Source organism: Saccharopolyspora oryzae (genome assembly GCF_027853915.1).
Lineage (GTDB): Bacteria > Actinomycetota > Actinomycetes > Mycobacteriales > Pseudonocardiaceae > Saccharopolyspora > Saccharopolyspora oryzae.
The window spans coordinates 36,330-56,297 of record NZ_JAQGLA010000002.1 but is presented as its reverse complement, the minus strand read 5'-3'; the positions used below and the strand labels follow the sequence as shown (position 1 = coordinate 56,297).

Sequence of the window (19,968 nt, the reverse complement as noted above, 5' to 3'; positions counted from 1 at the left end):
TGTCCTCAATGGATCGTCAGGCCGCCAGTGGGGCTGACGGTCGCGCCGGTGAGGTAGCGGGCGTCGTCGGAGGCGAGGAACGCCACGACGTTGCCGATGTCGTGCGGGTCGGCGACGCCGAGCGGACTGCGTTCGATGATCTTCTCGTACTGCCGGCGGTGCCGTTCGGACACGCCGCCCTCGAGCTCGAAGGCAGCCTCCCAGGACGGCGAGTCGCGCACCACGGTCACGCACACGCAGTTCACGCGGATCTGGTCGCGGGCCAGCTCTTTGGACAGCACCTTGCCGGCCATGATCAGCCCGCCGGAGAAGGTGGCGATCGCGGTCTGCCCGGGTGTTGGCACCCGTCCGCCTTCTGAGGTGACGAAGACGACGCTGCCGCCACCGCGTTCCCGCATGTAGGGCACGGCGGCCTGCGCCACGAGCAGCTTCGCCGCCACCGCCTGCCCGACGAACGTCGTCACGCGGGAGAGGTCGATGTCGGCGAAGGGGCCGCGGACCTCGGGTGAACGGGCTTCGTCGTCGTTGCCACCGGCATTGGGCACCACGATGTCGACGCCGCCGAAGCGGCGCGCGGCTTCCGCCACCACCGCATCCATGTCGCTCTTCGAACACACGTCGCCGGCGACGAAGCACCCCGATGCGCCCGAGTCGTGGATCTCGGCGAGCACGGCCTCTGCCTTGCGCTCGTTCCGGCCGTTGATCACGACCGTCGCGCCGTCGGCGGCGAGCCGCAGCGCCACGCCCCTGCCGATCCCACCGGTACCACCGGTAACAACGGCCACCTTGTCCTTGAGCCTGCTCATCGCGAAATCCCCTCGCTGGTGCCGTTGGCGAGGCTGACCGCATGCAGTGCGCGTGCGGGGTCGTCGTAGACGGGGATTCCGGCGTCGCGGAGGACGCTGAGGCCGCGGGCAGCGAGCTCGGCGGCGATGGTCCAGGCCACGATGACGGGGTTGGTGGTGGTGGCCACCTGGTCGACGATCTGCTCGGCGAGTTGTTCGGCCATAGGGTCGGCGACGGTGGTGACCATGACGGCGACGGCGTCGGTTTCGTCGGAGGCGAGGATCGCTTCGAGGCTGCGGCCGAAGATGGTCGGATCAGCGGTGACCCGGCCGGTCACGTCGACGGGGTTGGCGAATGCGGCGTATCCGGGCAGGATTCCGCCGAGCTCGGCCTGCAGCTCGGCGCTGAAGGTCGGCACCTGGAATCCGTAGTGCGTGCACAGGTCGGCGGTCATCGAGCATGCTCCGCCGGAGGTGGACATGATCGCCATCCGGGCGCCTGCGGGGAGCCCACCGGTGGACTGGCGGAGCTGGAGTGCGTCGAGCAGGTCCGTCGTGGTGTCCACGGGAGTGGCGCCGCTGCGTTCTAGGAGCGCGCGGTAGACCGCGTAGTCACCGGCGATGCTGCCGGTGTGCGACTGGACGGCGCGGGCGCCGGCAACGCTGCGGCCATTCTTGAGCACGAGCACCGGCTTACCTGCGGCGGTGGCGCGTTGGATGGAAGCCAGCAGGGCGCGGCCGTCGGTGACGCCTTCGAGGATCACCGCGATCGTGTGGGTGGCCTCGTCGGTGGTGAGGTGGTCGATGTAATCGCTGGTGTTGAGGGCGGCTTGGTTTCCGACGCTGATGAACCGGCTGATGCCGATTCCGCGCTCCCACGCCTGCGAGGCGAGACTTCCTCCGATCGCGCCGCTCTGGACCACCAGTGCGACCCCGCCGTCGGGAATCCGGGTCATGTCCTGGGCCTGGCTGAAGGAGACGTGCACGTGCTTGCCGGGGCTCATGATGCCGACGGTGTTGGGCCCGCACAGGGTGATTCCGTGCCGGTCGGCAGCCTCGACGAGTCGTTGTTCGAGCTCGGTGTCGCCGACCTCGGAGAACCCGGAGCTGAGCATCACCACGGCGGGCACGCCGACGGCGCCGCACTGTTCGACCACCTCGACGCAGCCCGAGGCGGCCACGGCGACGCAGGCGAGGTCGATCTCGCCGTGGGGGATGTCGGCGATGCTGCGCACCGCCGGGTAGCCGTCGACCTCGTCGGCGGTCGGGTGGACGACGGTCACGCGCCCCTGGTAACCGCGTTTGCGCAGGTAGCCGAGGACCCGGTTGCCGGGTTGGACGGTGCTGGCGCTGGCGCCGATCACCATGACCGACTCGGGTTCGAGCAGTGCGCTGAGGTGCAGCTGGGGGGCATCGCCGGCCGCGGGCTCGGACTCGGGCGCGATGTCCTCGGCGGCGACGCGGGCGTCGACGACGAGCGGCCCGTGTTCGGTGATCACGATCGGGTTCAGGTCGGCCTCGACGAGCCCGGGGATCACCTCCGGTAACCGGGAGGCTGCTGCGACCACGCCTGCCACCTCGTCGATGACGTCCCGCTGACCGCGGTAGCCGCCCAGAGCCTTGCCGAGCGCGGTGCTGCGCAGCATGTTCGCGGCCTCGTCGGTCGTGACCGGGCAGCCGGCGATCGCCCGGTCCGGCAGCAGCTCGACCAGCCGGCCGCCGGCGCCCACGACGACGATCGGCCCGAACACCGGGTCGCGCTTGAGACCGGCGAACACCTCGATCGTGGTGGACTCGACCATCTCCTGCACCAGGATCTGCCACCCGGCCACGCCCAGGGACAGTTCCGAAGCCAGCTCGGCCAGGCGCCCAGCGGCCTCCACCGCGGCGTCATGCCCGCGGACGTCGAGAAGCACCGCGCCCACATCGGACTTGTGCACCAGTGCCGGGCTGACGAGCTTGAGCACGACCGGCACCCCGAACTCGTCAGCGGCCGCGACGGCCTCGGCGGCGTCAGCGGCCAAACGCTCCTTCACCAGCGGAACGCCTGCTGCGGACAGGCTCTTCGCCATCTCGTCGTAGTTCAGCAGCACGAGGACTCCTCGCTGCGCCGCGGGACTCCCGCACCGTCCACCGGATCGAGCCGGTACCGAGCGGGCACGGCCTCCACGCTTCTCACAGCAATCCTCCTACAGCTTCGTTGCAGTGCGAGGGTTCGACGTCACGCGTGATCACATTTCGATCGACGGTTCGACCATTCCGATGGGGTCCTTCAGGCGATCGGCTGCGTTCTGCTCGTTCTTCGAAAAGATTTGATTAGTTCAGGGTCTCCGTCGGCCTGATTGCTGATACATTAAATCTAGTTCTCTTCTAATTCAAGTGACGATTTTCGAATCCGCGATTCGCAGACGTTGAATCAGTCGGTCACGGGTGTGTTCTGCAACGCCGTCGCCAAGGGTGTCCGGGAGGTGGCATGCCGCCTGAACTGCGGGTATGTCGGAAGTCTGATCAGATTTGGCTGGGACGGCGAGGTACGAGTCCCGGCGTCGGCAGGCGCGCCGGGTCGAGAAAGTTATCGACGGTCGATCGTCGAGTTATAGGGGTACTGATGGCCCCTCCCTATTCTGTGGCGAGATGTATAGAATGAGGAATTGGGCCTGATTTCTAGTGCGCATCGGCCGCTTTGGCCGTTCGTGGCGCACAGTATTTGTACCCGTCTACACCTGCCGCCAGTCCCGTGCAGTTGGTCAGGAGCACACGAGCATGATCACAGAAACCGAATCCCACTACATCGGTGGAGGCTTCCGGGTCGCACACTCCGCCGCGAGGATTCCCGTCATCAATCCGGCAACGGAGGAGCCGTTCGCGTCCGTCGTCGACGGCGACGCCGCCGACATCGATGCGGCTGTCCGGGCTGCCGACGCGGCTGCGGAGAGGTGGGCTGCCACCGCCCCGGCCGAACGAGCCGAGCACTTGCGCCGGTTGGCCGATGCTTACGAAGCGCGCGTCGACGAGATCGCCGAGCTGGTGACACGCCAGAATGGCACGCCGATCAGCTTGTCGCGGGCGATGCAGCAGCAGGTGCCGCTGAACTACCGGTACTTCGCGTCGCTGGCCGAGAGCATGGTCGAAGAGGAACCGCTGAAGACGTCCGTGGGCGATGCGATCCTGCAGCGTCAACCCGTCGGCGTGGTCGGCGCCATCACCCCGTGGAATGGGCCGCAGCCGTTGCTCGCGTGGAAGATCGGTCCCGCGCTCGCGGCGGGGTGCACCGCGGTGATCAAGCCGGCGCCCGAGACATCGCTCGATGCGTTCCTCTTCGCGGAGATCGCGGCAGATGCGGGCATCCCGGCCGGTGTGCTGAACGTCGTCACCGGGGGGCGGGAAACCGGTTCTGCCCTGGTGGAACACCCGCTCGTGCGCAAGGTCGCGTTCACCGGGTCCACCGTCGCGGGCAAGGCCATCGCCGCGGCCTGCGGGCAGGACCTCAAGCGAGTCACGCTCGAACTGGGGGGCAAGTCCGCCGCGATCTTGCTGGAGGACGTCGACCTCGACGCGTTCAAGCCGTTCGTCGCCTCGGCGTGCTCGCCGAACACCGGCCAGATCTGCCGGTCGCTGACGCGGGTGCTCGCTCCCCGGTCGCGGTACGACGAAGTGGTCGACGCGGTCAGCGCCGCCATGAGCGAGATCCCGATGGGTGATCCCACCGATCCGGGCAACCTCTTCGGGCCGCTGGTTTCCGAGCGACAGCGGGACCGGGTGGAGTCCTACCTGGAGCTGGGACGGCAGGAAGGAGCCAAGGCCGTCATCGGCGGTGGCCGCCCCTCGGCTCTCCCGCGCGGCTTCTACGTCGAACCGACCGTGTTCCGCGACGTCACCAACGACATGCGCATCGCCCGCGATGAGATCTTCGGTCCGGTCCTCGTCGTGATCCCGTACGAGGACGAGGAGGAGGCGATCGCGATCGCCAACGATTCCGAGTATGGGCTGGGCGGGGGAGTCTTCTCGCCGGACCGCGAACGCGCGACCGCAGTGGCACGCCGGGTCGTGACCGGCACGATCGGCGTCAACAGCGCGTCGTTCCCGATGGAAGCGCCGTTCGGCGGCGTGAAGAACAGTGGCATGGGCCGCGAACTGGGGCCCAGCAGCCTCGATCCGTACCTGGAGCTGAAGACGATCTTCCGGAGTTGACGAGTTGCGCCGTGGCTGAGCGGGGCTGCGTCCGCATCTGACAACGTCCTATGCGGATAGTTCTCGTCCGATGCCTTCCGGACATATCAGGGAATCAGGCGCCGGTCGCTGGGGGCCGTGTGGAAAGTACCGGTCGGTCTTCAGCGGCACGTCGAAGAGCGGGGATTGCGTCCAGCTGACCTCGGAACGGACGCGATCGCGCGAAACAGAAAGGAAGGCACGGATCATCACATGTCTGAGCCAGCGCCCTTCAACTCGGCCATGCCGAGTCCGCGTCCGCAGCCGGTAGTGGGCTCGTGATGGATCTCGGGACCATCGGGCAGGCCGCGCTGCGCGGGTTGAAGCCGGGACGGCCACTTCGCGATCCGGCGAGGCTGTTCCGCGTCGCGGTCGGAATGATCGCAGCAGCCATCGTCGGCCACTTCTTGTACGACTTCGACCGGCAAGTCCTCGTCTGCGTCGGAGCTTTCCTCGGCGGCATCGCATCTTTGATGCCGCACAACCGTTCGCGTCTCGTCGCGGCGACCCTGACCGGGGGCGCCGAAGTCGTTGCCGCGTTCGCCGGAGTCCTCTTGCACGGCCTGTGGTGGGTCATCCTCCCGCTGATCTTCATCGGCTTCTTCGCCGCCGGCATCCTCCGGGTGGTGGCTCTGGGCATCAGCATGCGGGCGCTCGTCGTCACGATCATCTTCGTCGCCTTCGCCGAGATCACCCCGTCGTTGCGCGTTGGTTTCCTGGAGATCGGGCTGTTCGGCATAGGCGTGGCGATCATGCTGCTGGCGCAGTTGCTCCCACCGTACGAACCGCGCCACGCAGTGCAGCGCCGTGTTGTGGGGGCGTTCTACGACACGCTGGCCACTGGAGGGCCCTACGGCCCTGCTCTGCTGGCCGCGGATCGCAGCCTCGCACTGCTGCACCGGCACAGCCACCGTGAGATCGATCGGCTGTACCAACTTGTGGAGCGGGGCGAGGAGATCGCCCAGTTGCTGCAAGCCCTCGACAACCGAGCTGGCGACAACGCGTCGCGCCCGATGGTATCCCGGCAGCTGAGCGAGATCAGCGCTGCTGTCCGTCGAGGTACGACCAAGGAATTGCCATCCGCCCCGACGCCGGCGAGCGAGCAGGATCGGCTGCAAAGCGCACTGGCCAACGCGGTCAACGCAGCCACGCAGGTCGCCGCTGGCGATGCGATCCCCCCAGCATCGGACGAGCGCCGGCCACCGACTTCCCCTGAACTGGTGCGTGACGAGCTGCGAGGAATTCACTCTTGAAGCTAGCCGACGCAATCGGGCTCGATCGCGTCGGCACCTGACCACCGGGGCAGGTCATGCCGGTGGCTCCTACGATTCGGGCCTACGCGGGTACGCCGGTTCGGTCGTGGATGCTTCTGCTTCGCGATCAGCGGTATCGCGCGTCTTGGCCCCAGCTGGCGAGCAGGAGGGACTCGTGGGTGGCGAGTTCGCCGGGCTGGGCTGTGAAGCAGAACAGGCTGCCCCGATCGCTCAGTCGACCGGGTCGTGCGCGGCCTGCCGGTGTTGGGCGCTCCAAGAGGCGAGGATGCGCAGTCCGTCGTGTGACGGTGAGCCGGCTTCGGCGGTCCAGGTGATCAGCTGCTGGCCGGGGTCGGTGGCGGAGGTGAGGGCGTTCCAGTCGAGGGTGAGGTCGCCGACGACGGGGTGGTGCATGGTCTTGGTGCCCATGCCGCGGCTCGCCACGTGGTGGGCGCCCCACCACTGGCGAAATTGATCGTCCTGCACGGACAATTCGCCGACGAGCGCGGTCAGTTGCGGGTCGTCGGGGGAGTCGGCGGCTTCCATGCGCAGGTGTGCGACGCAGGTCCGGGCGACGGTCTCCCAATCGTCGTAGAGAGTCCTCGTCGCGGGGTCGGTGAACACCATCCGGATGTAGTTGCGCTTGTTCGCCGGGATTCGGGAGAAGTCGGTCAGCAGCGCGGAGGCGAGGGGGTTCCACGCCAGGACCTCCTGGCGGCGCCCCATGACGATGGCGGGAACGGTGACGAGCTCGTCGAGCAGGCGTTGCAGCGGGGGCTGGACCTTCTGCCGCGCGCGCCTGCGCGGGCGGGCGGTGTCCTTGCCTGCCAGCTCGAACAGGTAGTCGCGCTGGTCGTCGTTGAGCTGCAGGACGCGGGCGATGGTGTTCAGGACCTGTGCGGACGCCTGCATGCGGCCCTGCTCCAGCCGCGTGTAGTAGTCGGTGCTGATCATCGCGAGCTGGGCCACCTCTTCGCGGCGCAGGCCCGGCACCCGACGCACCGCACCGGTCTCGGGCAGGCCCACTTGCCGCGGGCTCAGCTCGCCGCGCCGGGCCCGGAGGAACTCGCCCAGCTCGCTGCGGTGTGCATTCGTGCTGCTCATGACAACCCAGTGTCCCAGGCGTCGCTTTGAACGTCAGGGGGAGAGTTCTATCCCCGGAAGGCCACCTCCCCCGGTGCGGTCGGCTGAACTGTTCTGGCCGTCGGCCACGAGGCCCATGATTTCCGCCGCTCGGGACAGCGTGCTGCGCGCGTCATCGCTGGACTGCTGGGCCAGCCGCTGTTCCTGTCAGCGTTCCCGCGCCGAGTCCCCGTGCTCGATGCGAGCGCACCCGGCGGCGTTTAGCAGCGAAGCGCTGGGTGGCGGTCGCGGTCTACATCAGCGGTGCGTCGGTGCTGTCTCTGATCAGTTCGTTGGCGCTCAAGGAAGTTCCGGATGCGACCGCCGGCCGGGTGACGGTCATCGACGGCTGACGCCCCTCCGGTCCGGTGCACGGCCGCGATGGGCTCCCGCGCATCCGCAACTCGCTACACCTTGACGGACAAGGGATTCTTCGTGCAGACGTCTACAACGCTGAACGGGACGAACATGCACCTCGTCCCAGGCTGTGACGGTGCAGGACGGCAAGGCGGTCTCGGCTGAGGAGTACATCGGGCCGGAGAGGGACATCGCCGTGTAGGTGGTGCTCGCAGCCGTTCGTTCCCCGGACGACTCAGCGGCGATCCCGGTGGGTTGTCCGGGGATCCCTGTGTCCGGCGGCGTGCCGCGCGCGGATCGGCGGCCGGGACACGGGACGAATGGATACGGGTTGTACATCCAGGGATGTCAGTGCACGGCTTCGGCGGTCCAGGACGGGCGATCTGCGGCAACGAAGTTCGACCGCTCGGGAAGGGCGCAGCTTGCGTCCTTACACGGCGGATTCGCCCTCCCGCCCGAACTCCGCCACCAGACTGGTGCGGGGCCCAGCGGACTCGCCACCGGGGCCGAGCAGATCGAGGCTGAAGCCGTCCGCGGTCGGCTCGCCGTGGAGCTTGGCGGCCTGGCCGCAGAACAGCGGGGCCCGGTTCCGGTGCGTAAATCGGGTGGGGCGCCCGGGAGGCTGCTCGAGCCGGAGCACTTCGGCCAGGGTGAGCGTCATGAGCGGGCCGTGCACCACCAGGCCGGGATATCCCTCGACCACGGTCGCGTAGGGCCAGTCGTAGTGGATGCGGTGAGCGTTGGCAGTGGCGGCGGAGAAGCGCATGAGCAAGCTCGGATCGGTGGCGAAGTCCCAGGCCCACTCGCCCGTTCGCCGCAGCGGACGGCCGACCGGATGCAGCTCCGCGGCAACGTCGGCACGGGCTGTCGGTGCCGATGGCGCGGCCGCTTCCCGGTAGATGAGGTCTTGGCGCTCCTCGATCGCCAGCCGTCCGTTCGCGCCGAACAGCCGGGTGCGCACCACCACGATCACGAGCTTGCCGGAGCGACCGGACTTCTCGGACACGGACTCCACCGTGGACTCGCGTCGGACGACCTCGCCGATGCGAACATCGGCGTGGAAGGTCACCTCGCCGCCGGCGAACATCCGCCGCGGCAGTTCGATCGGGGGCAGGAACGCGCCTCGTGCAGGGTGGCCGTCGAGCGCCAATTCCGAAGAGACCGGCCACCGGGGCAGCGCGACCCAGTGCCACAACGGCGGGAGAGCGTCACCGGTCCCGGGTGCCGGTGTCCCGTCGTCGAACAGCTTGGCCAGCGTGGTCACGGGCCCTGGATCGACAAGTTCGTGCGTGGTTGCGGTGTGCGGTTCCCATTGCGTCATCGCTGTTCTCACGAACCTTCCGCCGGTCGCTTCTCGCTGACTGCCGGCATCTCTGAACTGACTGTCCTTGACGGTTGTGCGCCCGCCCGCGGTCGGTACCCCTTCCGGAGGTGCCGTCGGTCAGGACTTCGGCCAGATGCGGGTCTGGTCGTCGACGTGGTAGTCGAACACCAGCAGTCCGACCTCCTCCGCGGTGATCCAGTCCGCGAAACGCAGGTGGACCGGATGTTCCTGGTAGCGCCTCAGGGAGTGCTCGTCGTCGAACTCCATGAACAGCAGGTGGGAGTAGCCGCGGGTGCGAGCGCCGGTGAGGTCGGGGCCGAAGCGGATCACGCGCGCTTCCCCGATGGTCGAGAGCGATTCGATCCCGGCCGCCATCTGGCTGAGCTGATCGTCGGTGGGCGGGTGGCCGAAGCGGAAGGCCACGACGTGCTGAAGGGGCATCAGTTCCTCATCGTTTCCCGGGCCGTACCCGCATCACGCGCTGGATCCCCTCGGCGCGTGGTGGACGGCGGCTTCCAGCTCGGTTCGAACAGGCGCACACTTGCAGAAAAATAATATATAATGTCAACTTGAGTCTCAAGTAGCCGGCGGCATTCCAGAGCTGAAAGGCGTTCCATGCGTGAGACCGATGCCCCGAGGCCGTTGTCCGGCCTGGAGATCACCGAATGCGCGAGCTTCGTCGCCGGGCCGACCGGTGGGATGACGCTGGCGCAGTTGGGTGCGGACGTCGTGCGCATCGATCCGATCGGGGGCGGTAGTGACCATCGGCGCTGGCCCGTGGTGGGCGATGGCAACGGTGCCGCGGATGCGGAGTCGTACTACTGGACCTCGCTGAACAAGGGCAAGCGGTCGATCGCCGTGGACATGCGTTCGGATGAGGGGCGAGAGCTCGTCATCGCACTGGCCACCGCGCCGGGTGAGAACCGCGGTGTGCTGGTGGACAACGTGGTGGGCCGCCGGTGGATGTCCAACGAGGCGTTGGCCGCGCACCGGCCAGACCTCATCCACCTGCGGGTGCAGGGGTATCCCGACGGGAGCCCGGCGGTGGACTACACGGTCAACGCCGAGATCGGCATCCCGGGGATCACCGGACCAGAGGCCGTCGGAGCACCGGTGAACCACGCACTGCCCGCGTGGGATCTGGTGGCGGGGCTGACGGTGTCGACAGGAGTGCTCGCCGCGCTCTACGAACGGTCTCGAACTGGCCGAGGTGCCTACGTCGAGCTGGCGCTCTCCGACATCGCGCTGGCCGGTGTGGCGAACCTGGGCTGGCTGTCCGAGGTCGCGGAGCGGGGGAGCGAGCGGTCCCGGCACGGCAATCACGTCTACGGCAGCTTCGGCGTCGACTTCGCCTGCGCGGACGGTCAGCGGGTGATGGTCGTGGCACTGACCCCGGGGCAGTGGTCCGCGCTGTGCAAGGCGACCGGCACGGTCGAGGTCTTCGCCGCGCTGGCGACGGCGCTGGGGGCGGACTGGGCGGACGAGGCCGACCGCTACCGGAATCGGGAGACGATCACCGCGATCCTCAAGCCCTGGTTCGCCGCCCGCGACAGTGCGCAGGTGCGCGACGAGCTCGACGCCGCACGGGTGCTCTGGGGCAAGTACCAGGGGATGGGCGAGGTCGTCGCCGAACATCGGGCCGGGCGGCACGCCGTGCTGGCCGACGCGACCTTGCCCGGTGGTGCCGAGGCGATCACGGCCCGGTCTCCGATGCGTTGGAACGGCGATCACGGCGGCGCGGGAGTGGCGCCGGAGCTGGGGCGCGAGACGGACCAGGTGCTCGCTACCCGGCTCGGGCTCAGCGGTGCGGAGATCAGCGCTCTCCGCTCGCGTGGAGTGGTCGCGGGACCGCGCGGCGACTGAGTTCTCCGTTCCCCGTTGACCAGAACAATGATTGAACATAATATATTTTGCACTGGTGGAACGCGGAGGCGAACCGACCCGAGCGCCCTCGGTGTCCCGAGGGCCGTCATGGAAAGGAGCTGCCGCGTGAGCGCTCCCCTGGAGGGGATCACGGTCCTGTCGATCGAGCAGGCGATCTCGGCCCCGCTGTGCACCCGTCATCTCGCCGATCTCGGCGCCCGCGTGATCAAGGTGGAGAATCCCGGGTTCGGGGACTCCACCCGGCACTACGACGGGGTGGTGCGCGGGATGGCAGCGCACTTCGTCTGGCTCAACCACGGCAAGGAGTCCGCTGAGCTGAACCTGACCGACCCGGCCGACGCCGAGGTCTTCGCGCGACTGCTGACCAAGGCCGACGTGCTGGTCAGCAACCTTGCGCCGGGCGCGCTGGGACGGCTGGGCCTCGACCCGGCGGATTTGCTGGAACGCTACCCGCGGTTGATCGTCGTCGACATCTCCGGCTACGGAAGGGGTGGGCCGCTCGACCACAAGCGAGCCTACGACCTGCTCGTGCAGGCCGAGGGCGGGTCTGCTTCGATCACCGGGCTGCCGGGGCAGCCGGCCAAACCGGGTATCCCCGTCGCAGACATCGGCACCGCTCTCTACGCCTACTCTGCGGTTCTCGCCGCGCTGTATGACCGTGATCGGACCGGGCGGGGCACCGTCATCCCGATCGCGATGCTCGACGTGGTCGCGGAGATGATGGGCTTCGCGCTCAACGCGGTGCTGCACGGCGGCGAGGAGCCGGAGCCGGTCGGCATGGGCTCGCCGATGATCGCCCCGTACGGCGCGTACGCCACCAAGGACGGCCAGACGGCGGTGCTCGGCACCACGAGCGATCGCGAGTGGCGACGCTTGGCCGGGGACCTCCTGCAGCGCCCGGACCTGGTCGAGGACACCCGCTACGCGCGCAACGCGGACCGGGTGGCCCGGCGCGCGGAGCTCGACGAGATCCTCGGTGCCTGGTGCGCGGTCCGCGACCTCGCCGACATCCAGCGACTTGCCGACGAAGCAGGCATCGGCAACGCCAGGCTGAACAGCGTCCGCGACCTCGCCGAACACCCGCAACTGGCCCAGCGCCACCGCTGGCGCCAGGTCGGATCCCCCGTCGGTCCCGTCGCGGCACTGCTGCCGCCGGCCCTGGGGCAGGGATGGGAGGTGCCCGAGGGGCGCGTCCCGGCACTCGGGGCGGACACCGCGGCGATTCGCGCGGAGGCGGCCGAACTGCAACTGCCGGACCGAGCGGACGACGACTCCGTCTAGGACTGCATCACGCTGCCGGAGCCGCGGCAGTCGGAACAAGCGCTGCTGTGCAGCTTTAGCCAAGGAGATTTCACCGTGCTTGCTTCGAATTCGGTGCGCCGCGCCGCGATCGTCAGCCCGTTGCGAACCCCGGTCGGCGCCTTCGGCGGCGCTCTCCGCGACGTCCCTGTGGAGGACCTCGCCGCCACCGTGGTCAAGGCCGTGGTGGCGCAGTCCGGTGTCGACGCTGAACGCATCGACGACGTGGTCTTCGCCCAGTCCTACGCCAACTCCGAGGTGCCGTGCGTCGGTCGCTGGGTGGCGCTGCACGCGGGCCTGCCGATCAGCGTGCCCGGCATGCAGCTGGACCGCCGGTGCGGTGGCGGGCTCCAGGCTCTGGTGACGGGCGCGATGATGGTGCAGACCGGCGCCGCTGACGTGGTGCTCGTGGGTGGCGTGGAGTCGATGAGCCGCATCGAGTACTACTCCACCGCGACCCGGTGGGGAGCTCGCGCCGGAACGGTCTCGCTCTACGACCGGCTCGACCGCGGCCGGGAGCGTTCACAGCCCGAAGCGCGCTTCGGCCGGATCTCGGGAATGATCGAGACGGCGGAGAACCTCGCGTCGGACTACGGCATCGAGCGCGCGCAGGCCGACGCCTACGCGGTACGCAGCCACCAGAGGGCCGCTGCGGCCTGGAAGGACGGCCGGTTCGCCGACGAGGTCGTCCCGGTCGAGGTGCCGCGGCGCAAGGGCGACCCGATCGTGGTCGACACCGATGAGGGAGTGCGGCCCGATTCCACGCCGGAGACCCTGGCACGGCTGCGGACCATCGTGCCGGACGGGACCGTCACCGCGGGCAACGCCAGCCAGCAGAACGACGCGGCCGCCGCCTGCTTGCTCGTCGCCGAGGACAGGCTCGCGGACCTCGGCCTGGAACCGCTGGGGTTCCTGGACTCCTGGGCCGCAGCGGGATGCGACCCTGCTCGGATGGGCATCGGTCCGGTGCCCGCCTTGGACAAGCTCGCGGCGCGCAGCGGGACCGACACGCGCAGCCTGCTCGACGGCCTGGACCTCGTGGAGCTCAACGAGGCGTTCGCGGTGCAGGTGCTGTCGGTGCTGGAGGGATGGGACTGGCGCGACCACGACCGGCTCAACGTCAACGGTTCCGGGATCTCCCTGGGACACCCCATCGGTGCCACCGGCATGCGCATGGTCACCACGCTGCTGCACGAGCTGAGGCGGCGCGGTGGCGGCAGGGGCCTGGCCACGATGTGCATCGGCGGCGGACAGGGCCTGGCCGCGACCTTCGAAACGGCCTGACGTACCGGTTCGGAGAAGTCCGACCCATCAGTAACTGTACATAATATATAACAATTTCCCTGGTATGCCCCGTCGAGCGCACCCCGGCGATCAGCGCGCAGGTGCGGTGGGACTTCCGCGAGCGGAACGTCCCGATGAGTTCGATCTCGGGGTGATCACCGATTCACAGGAGGCGTCATGGCAGCCGCTCCGTTCTCGGCGAACTACTGGAGCGCCGTGGAAACCCTTTCACCGGCGGAGGCGCGCGCGGTCCAGGACGAACGCCTGCGTGAGCAGCTGGACTACCTGGCTGCGCACAGCGAGTTCTACCGGGCGAAGTTCGCCGAGCACGGCGTCGACGTGGCGAAGGTCCGCACCGTCGAAGACCTGGCGGACCTGCCCTTCACCGAGAAGCAGGAGCTGCGCGACAGCCTGGCCGCCGCGCCACCCCTGGGTGCGCACGCGGCGGCGGACGCCGCGGACATCGTGCAGGTGCAGGCGTCGTCGGGGACCACGGGAAGCCCGTCCTACGTCGGGCTGACCGCCGGCGACGTCGTCACCTGGTGCGAGCTGGGCGCCCGCGCGCTGTATGCGAACGGGTTCCGGCCCGGTGACCGGCTGCTGCACGCCTTCGGGATGAGCAAGGGCTTCGTCGGTGGCCTGCCGGTCATCCAGATCCTGCAGTACATGGGGATCGTGGACATCCCGATCGGCGCGGAGGCAGGCGCCGAACGGTTGTTGCGGGTGCAGGCCGACCAGCGTCCGAACGCGATGATCGGCACGCCCAACTTCCTGGCCCACCTGGCCGAGCAGGCACCGCGGATCGTCGGCCGCCCGGCGAACGAGCTCGGCGTCCGCGCGATCAGCGTCGGCGGTGAGCCGGGCGGCGGGCTGCCCTCGGTCCGGGAGAAGATCGAGTCGCTGTGGGGCGCGAGCTCGCGCGAGATGCTGGGCGGCACGGACATCGCCTGCACCTACTGGGGCGAGTGCGAGGCGGCGGACGGGATGCACTTCCTGTCCCCAGACCTCATGGTCGCCGAGCTGATCGACCCGGACACCGGCCAGCGCATCGAGCCGGTGGCGGGTGCGCAGGGCGAGCTCGTCTACACCGCGCTGCGCCGCCAGGCGTCGCCGCTGCTGCGGTTCCGCACCCGGGACCACGTGGTGGTCACCGGTACCGACTGCTCCTGCGGGCGGACCGGGTTCAAGGTCCGCTGCATCGGCCGCACCGACGACATGCTCATCGTCCGCGGCATCAACGTCTTCCCCTCGGCCATCAAGGAACTGGTCGCCGAGCTGGTCCCCGCCACGACCGGCGAGCTGCGCATCCGCGCGGACTTCGAAGGTCACTCGACCCAGCGGCCGCTCCCGCTGGTGGTGGAGCACGCGCAAGGGATGGGTGAGGCGAAGCAGGCGGAGCTGCGGACGGCCATCGAGACCCGGATCCGCTCGGCGCTCAACGTCAAGACCACCGTCGACCTCGTCCCCGACGGCACCCTCAAGCGCCCGGACCACGTCAAGGTCAACCTGATCGAACGGGTCTGAAGAGGGCGGAGAGCTGGTCCCGGGTGAGGGGGCGGCCCGGGGCCAGCAGCAGGTGCCTCCTCGGTAGCGTGGACCGATCTCGCGAGAGTACCGGTCTGCGCTGCGGTACTGCGGCGAGAACAGAGGTCCGCACGCGCGGCTCAGGCGTCCTGCGGGCGGTCGAGCAGCTGCTTGAGCAGTGCGCGCGCGGCCGGACTCGGACTGCGCCCGTGCGCGGTGGCGATGTGGATCTTGCGCACCGCCCACGGCTCGGTGAGTTCGACGACCGCGACACGGGTGCGGAGGTCGTGGTCGAGCAGGCACTCGGGCACCGCGGTGACGCCGAGCCCGGCTTGGACCAGGCTGATGGCCACGCTCGCGCTCTTCACCACGTGCCTGGACTCGAAGTCCAGGCCGAGGCGGCGGGCGGCGGAGCGGAACGCGCCGGCCATGGCGCCGACCGCGATGAGGTTCTCGGGCAGGAAGTCCTGGAAGGTCGCGCCGGAGCGGCCGGCGAGCTGGTGGTCGGCCGGCACGACGGCCACGATGCGGTCCTGCCGGTAGGGGGTGACGTCGATGCCGTCGAGATCGAGTTCGTAGGCGGCGGCGAACACACCGATATCGGCCTCGCCGCGCGCGACCTGGTGGATGATCTCGGCGTTCTCGAGTTCGCGCACGGTCAGGTCGACCAGCGGGTACTCGCGGCAGTAGTCGCCCAGTTCGCGGGCCAGGAACGGATTGATGATGGATCGGGCGGACGCGATCGCCAGCTCACCGCGCACTCCGTCGGTGAAGGTGGCGATCTCGGACCGCATGTCCTCGAGGCTGTCGAAGATCGCGCGAACGTAGCGCTCCAGGACCGCGCCAGCAGGGCTCGGCGCGACTCCTTTCGGGCCGCGCTCGAGGAGCTGGATGCCGGCGATGTCCTCCAGGGTCTGGATCCGCTTGGTGGCCGTGGAGGCCGCGATGTTCTCCCGGATCGCGGCGAGCCCGATCTGCTTCTCCTCGATCGCGGACAGGAACAGCCGCAGCGTGAACAGGTCGACCTGGCGGATCAGGTGTAGCCGGTTGAACATGCGTCCCTCGCCTTCGGACCGCCTCGCGGCGCTCGCTGCCCTTCCGCCCTTGATGAACACAATATATATTAAGTTTTCGCGACCGTCACGGAGTCGCGAGGAGAGGCGGCGATGCCGGAATGCGCCTATGCCCGCTGGCCAACGGGGAATGCATCGGGCCCCAGATGGACATCGCGGCTCAGGCTGGAGCGCCCGGACGCGCCGTCCGGGCAGGTTTCCCTCACGTCCCTCGGCCGGATGTCCAGAGCTCGAACTTGTGAGGTGCTACCTCTGCCATGACCAAATTCCCTGCTGCAGAATCGGTGTCCATCGGTGAGCTGGTGGACCTGACGGGCAAGACGGCCCTCGTCGTCGGCGGCGCTATGGGCATCGGCCTCGGCATCGTGCGCCGCCTGCACGAAGCCGGTGCCAACACCGTGCTGTCGGACATCAACGGCGCCGCCGCGGAGCAGGCGGTGGCGGAGTTCTCGGAATCCGACCGGATCCACGCGGTCGTCGGCGACGTCAGCGATCCGGAGGACGCGGAAGCCATGGTGCGCGCAGCCGTCGACCGGTTTGGCGCCCTGGACATCTTCGTGAACAACGCTGGTATTTACGGGATCTCGCCATTCCTGGAGACGAGCTTGGAGACCGCCCGGCGCACGCTCGAGGTCAACCTGCTGGGCGTCATGGCCTGCTCGCAGGCGGCCGCCCGGCAGATGATCGCGCAGGGCAGCGGTGGCCGGATCGTCGTGGTGAGCTCCATCGAATCCCTGACCCCGTCGTTGGTCGGGATGGGGCACTACGGCGCGTCGAAGCACGGCGTCGCCGGCTTGATCAAGACCATGGCACTGGAGCTCGCCCCGCACGGCATCTCGGTCAACTCCGTTGCACCCGGCGGCATCCGAACTCCCGGCCTCGGACCGCTCGACGACGACGTGCTCGATGCGTTCGAAGCGGTGGTCCCGATGGGGCGGATGGGCCTGCCGGACGAGATCGGCCGGGTGGCCCTGTTCCTCGCCTCCGACCTCGCGGCCTACATGACCGGAACCCAGGTCGTCGTGGACGGCGGCCGAACGCTGCGCGGCGCAGCAGTCTGACGGAAGGAATCCCCGCAATGCCCAACACCATCGTCGAACAGCTGGCGGACTTCACCGCTCGCAGCGATTTCACCCAGCTGCCAGCGGATGTCGTCGAGGAGTCCAAGCGCATCGTGCTGGATTCGATCGGTTGCGCACTTGGCGCGGTCAACCAGCCCAAGGGCCGAATCGGCATCGACTACGGCCGGATGACGGGGGGTTCGGACGGTGATGCCACCATCATCGGTACGCCGGAACGGGTTTCGGTGTTCGGGGCGTCGTTCGCCAACGGCGAGCTGATCAACACGCTCGACTCCGATGCGGTGCTCCCGCCCGGGCACGTCACCCCGTACGTGCTGCCCGGCGCGCTCGCCGTTGGGGAGAGCTCCGGTGCTTCGGGCAAGGACCTGATCACCGCGGTCGCCGTCGCGCACGAGATGTCCTACCGCATCGGCAAAGCGATGGACTACCTGCGCGACGTCAAGGACGGCGAGGTGAACACCCCGAAGGTCTACGGCTACAGCAGCACCGTCTTCGGGGCGACCGCGGCGATCACCAAGCTGAAGGGGCTCGCACCCGAGGTCCAGGCGCACGCGCTCGGCATCGCCGGCCTCGTCGCTCCGGTCAACTCCTTCCGCTCGTGGAGCATGCACACGCCGACCTCCACGATCAAGTACCTGCTGGCCGGTACGCTGACCCAGTCCGCGTTGACCGCCGCGCACATGGCAGAGCTGGGGCACCGCGGAGACCTGCAGGTGCTCGACGACCGGGAGTTCGGCTTCCCGCGCTTCATCGGGACGACGCGCTGGGAGCCCGAGAACATCACCGATGCGCTGGGGAGCGAGTGGCGGTTCCCAGCCGAGCAGACCTTCAAGCCGTACCCGCACTGCCGGATCCTGCACGCGCTGCTGGATTCGCTTGGCGAGATCGTGGTGGACAACGACCTGAAGCCGGAGGAGATCGACAGCATCAAGGCGCTGGTCGAGGGTTTCGTCGAGCAGCCGCTCTGGCTCAACCGCACCATCGAGCATCCGCACGACGCGCAGTTCAGCATCGCTCACGGACTCGCGGTCGGGGCGCACCGCGTGCCGCCAGGACCGGCCTGGCACGACCCGGAGCTCATCCACAGCAAGTCCGTGCTCGACCTGATGGACCGGACGACGCACGAGGTCCATCCGGACTACGTTGAGATGCTCAAGGGCAACGCCGCCAGCCGTCCGGCCCGCATCGAGGTGTCGGCGCGCGGTGAGGTGTTCGTGGGGGAGCGGCGCTACCCGAAGGGCAGCAAGTCGCCGGAACCGGAGACCACGATGACCAACGACGAACTCGCCGACAAGTTCCGCCGCAATGCGGAGGGAATCATCCCCGAGTCCAACGTGGACCGAATTGTGGACGCCGTCCTGAACCTCGAAACCGTCGCCGACATCGGCACGATCATGAAGGACACCGCGGTCCGGAGCTGATCGCGAGGCTGGCGCCGCAGTTCGCTCTGCTGCGTCGGCCTCGCTCGCTCTGCGCAGTGGTAGTCTGCAGCCAATAATTTATCGTTGCTAACTAATGAAGTGGGGGCGCCGGTGACCGAGGTGAGCCCTCGCCCCGCGCTGGTACTGCTCAGGGATCGCCGCTTCGGTACGTTCTTCTTCGGCAAGACGCTCTCCCTCGCGGGGTTGTGGAGCCACAACGTCATCGCCGCAGTGCTCGCGTACCAACTCACCGGCTCGGTGCTCTACGTCGGGCTGGTCAGCGTCGTGCAGTTCGGTCCGCAGTTGCTCTTCGTGGGTGCGAGCGGTGTCGCCGCCGACCGAGGAGATCGGCGGCTACAGATCATCCTCGGCCGCCTCGTCTGCACCGCCGGATCCGCCGCGCTCGGCGTCTGGTGCCTGCTCGACGGCAGCGACGGTCCCGTGGGCAGGGTGATGATCCTGGCTGCATCCCTGGTCATGGGCATGGGGCTCGTGCTGGGCGGGCCGGCGCTGCTCGCGATCGTCCCCGCGCTGGTCCGGGAAGCCGAGATCCCGACGGCTGTCCGGTTGGACTCGCTGCCGATGCTCGTGGGCAGGTCCACCGGCCCGGCGCTCGGCGCGCTGCTGATCGCCTGGTCCGGTCCCGGGGCGGCGTTGTTCGTCGCCGCTGCGACCAACGTGCTCTTCTCCGCCGTCGTCGCCGTGCTCCGCGTCGACGAGCCCGAGGAGCGCGATCCCGAGGCGGACAACTCGATGCGGGTGGCGGTGCAGTACGTGCGCCGCGAGCGCAGGATGGGGTTGATCCTGCTCGGGATCGTCACCATCGGCGTGGCAGCCGACCCGGCGCTCACCCTCGCCCCGGCCATCGCCGAGGCCGCAGGGGGTGACACGGCCACGGTCGGGATCTTCGCGTCGGCGTTCGGCATCGGAGCCGCGCTCGGCGTCGTGGTCATGGGGCCGCTGGAGCGGTGGTTCGGGCGTTCGCAGCTCGTGGCCGGCGGGCTGTGCGTGCTCGGCGCGGCCACCGCCGTGCTCGCGTTGTCGCCGCCCATCGCGGTGCTGGTAGGCGCATTCGCCTTCGCTGGCGCCGGGATGTCCGTGGCGCTCACCAGCTTGACGACGTTGCTCCAGGTCGCCGTCCCGGACTCGCTGCGCGGGCGCGTGATGAGCTTGTGGCTGGCATGCTTCGTCGGGTCGCGCCCGATCGCTGCGCTGCTCAACGGGGCGTTGGCGGACGTGTTCTCCGTTCCGGTGGCCCTGGTGATCGCCGCCGCGCTGGTGGCGGTCACCGCGTGGGCCTGCCGCCCTGCCAAGATGCGCGGCAGCCAGCGGGAATGCTGAGCAGCGGGAC

The 19,968-nt window shown here is 68.8% G+C and carries 15 protein-coding genes; 9 read left to right on the top strand and 6 right to left on the bottom strand.

The features are described 5' to 3' along the window. Window positions 1-5 precede the first annotated feature (5 nt). Together OU415_RS01550 and OU415_RS01545 are read right to left on the bottom strand one after the other, a co-directional pair. A complete protein-coding gene (locus OU415_RS01550) occupies window positions 6-806 on the bottom strand; it encodes an SDR family NAD(P)-dependent oxidoreductase (RefSeq protein WP_270946667.1) in 801 nt (266 codons plus the stop codon). After that, window positions 803-2,878, bottom strand: coding sequence for an acetate--CoA ligase family protein (locus OU415_RS01545; protein WP_270946666.1), 2,076 nt, complete (start codon window positions 2,876-2,878; stop codon window positions 803-805). Before OU415_RS01545 ends, OU415_RS01550 begins: the two co-directional genes overlap by 4 nt. Window positions 2,879-3,452: 574 nt before the next feature. Between OU415_RS01545 and OU415_RS01540 the strand changes: the two genes are divergently transcribed. Together OU415_RS01540 and OU415_RS01535 are read left to right on the top strand one after the other, a co-directional pair. Beyond that, window positions 3,453-4,976: an aldehyde dehydrogenase gene (locus OU415_RS01540; RefSeq protein WP_270946665.1), complete on the top strand. Its 1,524-nt coding sequence runs from the start codon at window positions 3,453-3,455 to the stop codon at window positions 4,974-4,976. Between the two features lie 299 nt (window positions 4,977-5,275). Then, a complete protein-coding gene (locus tag OU415_RS01535) occupies window positions 5,276-6,247 on the top strand; it encodes a hypothetical protein (RefSeq protein ID WP_270946664.1) in 972 nt (323 codons plus the stop codon). A 231-nt stretch (window positions 6,248-6,478) separates the two neighbouring features. On the opposite strand, the gene OU415_RS01530 is transcribed toward OU415_RS01535, so the two are convergent. The 3 genes from OU415_RS01530 to OU415_RS01520 all read right to left on the bottom strand — a co-directional run bounded on the left by OU415_RS01530 (window position 6,479) and on the right by OU415_RS01520 (window position 9,491). Further along, on the bottom strand, window positions 6,479-7,351 hold the full coding sequence (locus tag OU415_RS01530) for a helix-turn-helix domain-containing protein (RefSeq protein ID WP_270946663.1): 873 nt from the start codon (window positions 7,349-7,351) through the stop codon (window positions 6,479-6,481). Between the two features lie 805 nt (window positions 7,352-8,156). Beyond that, window positions 8,157-8,990 carry an FAS1-like dehydratase domain-containing protein gene (locus OU415_RS01525; RefSeq protein WP_270946662.1) on the bottom strand — a complete coding sequence of 278 codons (834 nt, stop codon included), beginning with the start codon at window positions 8,988-8,990 and terminating at the stop codon, window positions 8,157-8,159. A gap of 177 nt (window positions 8,991-9,167) precedes the next feature. Continuing rightward, window positions 9,168-9,491 (bottom strand): Dabb family protein, encoded by a 324-nt coding sequence (locus OU415_RS01520; protein ID WP_270946661.1) that lies wholly within the window; start codon window positions 9,489-9,491, stop codon window positions 9,168-9,170. 174 nt (window positions 9,492-9,665) lie between these two features. On the opposite strand from OU415_RS01520, the gene OU415_RS01515 reads away from it, so the two are divergent. The 4 genes from OU415_RS01515 (at window position 9,666) to OU415_RS01500 (ending at window position 15,041) form a co-directional block, all read left to right on the top strand. Further along, window positions 9,666-10,913: a CoA transferase gene (locus OU415_RS01515; RefSeq protein ID WP_270946660.1), complete on the top strand. Its 1,248-nt coding sequence runs from the start codon at window positions 9,666-9,668 to the stop codon at window positions 10,911-10,913. Between the two features lie 126 nt (window positions 10,914-11,039). Further along, the gene (locus OU415_RS01510; RefSeq protein WP_270946659.1) at window positions 11,040-12,215 is read left to right on the top strand and encodes a CaiB/BaiF CoA transferase family protein; all 1,176 of its coding nucleotides are present in this window, start codon (window positions 11,040-11,042) and stop codon (window positions 12,213-12,215) included. Between the two features lie 75 nt (window positions 12,216-12,290). Continuing rightward, on the top strand, window positions 12,291-13,517 hold the full coding sequence (locus tag OU415_RS01505) for an acetyl-CoA C-acetyltransferase (RefSeq protein ID WP_333776831.1): 1,227 nt from the start codon (window positions 12,291-12,293) through the stop codon (window positions 13,515-13,517). Window positions 13,518-13,694: 177 nt separating this feature from the next. Beyond that, on the top strand, window positions 13,695-15,041 hold the full coding sequence (locus OU415_RS01500; RefSeq protein ID WP_270946658.1) for a phenylacetate--CoA ligase family protein: 1,347 nt from the start codon (window positions 13,695-13,697) through the stop codon (window positions 15,039-15,041). A 140-nt stretch (window positions 15,042-15,181) separates the two neighbouring features. On the opposite strand, the gene OU415_RS01495 is transcribed toward OU415_RS01500, so the two are convergent. Beyond that, window positions 15,182-16,096 (bottom strand): LysR family transcriptional regulator, encoded by a 915-nt coding sequence (locus OU415_RS01495; RefSeq protein WP_270946657.1) that lies wholly within the window; start codon window positions 16,094-16,096, stop codon window positions 15,182-15,184. Between the two features lie 275 nt (window positions 16,097-16,371). On the opposite strand from OU415_RS01495, the gene OU415_RS01490 reads away from it, so the two are divergent. The 3 genes from OU415_RS01490 (at window position 16,372) to OU415_RS01480 (ending at window position 19,958) form a co-directional block, all read left to right on the top strand. After that, on the top strand, window positions 16,372-17,175 hold the full coding sequence (locus OU415_RS01490) for an SDR family NAD(P)-dependent oxidoreductase (RefSeq protein ID WP_270946656.1): 804 nt from the start codon (window positions 16,372-16,374) through the stop codon (window positions 17,173-17,175). A gap of 17 nt (window positions 17,176-17,192) precedes the next feature. After that, a complete protein-coding gene (locus OU415_RS01485; protein WP_270946655.1) occupies window positions 17,193-18,617 on the top strand; it encodes an MmgE/PrpD family protein in 1,425 nt (474 codons plus the stop codon). A gap of 120 nt (window positions 18,618-18,737) precedes the next feature. Then, the gene (locus OU415_RS01480) at window positions 18,738-19,958 is read left to right on the top strand and encodes an MFS transporter (protein WP_270946654.1); all 1,221 of its coding nucleotides are present in this window, start codon (window positions 18,738-18,740) and stop codon (window positions 19,956-19,958) included. Window positions 19,959-19,968: the final 10 nt, after the last annotated feature.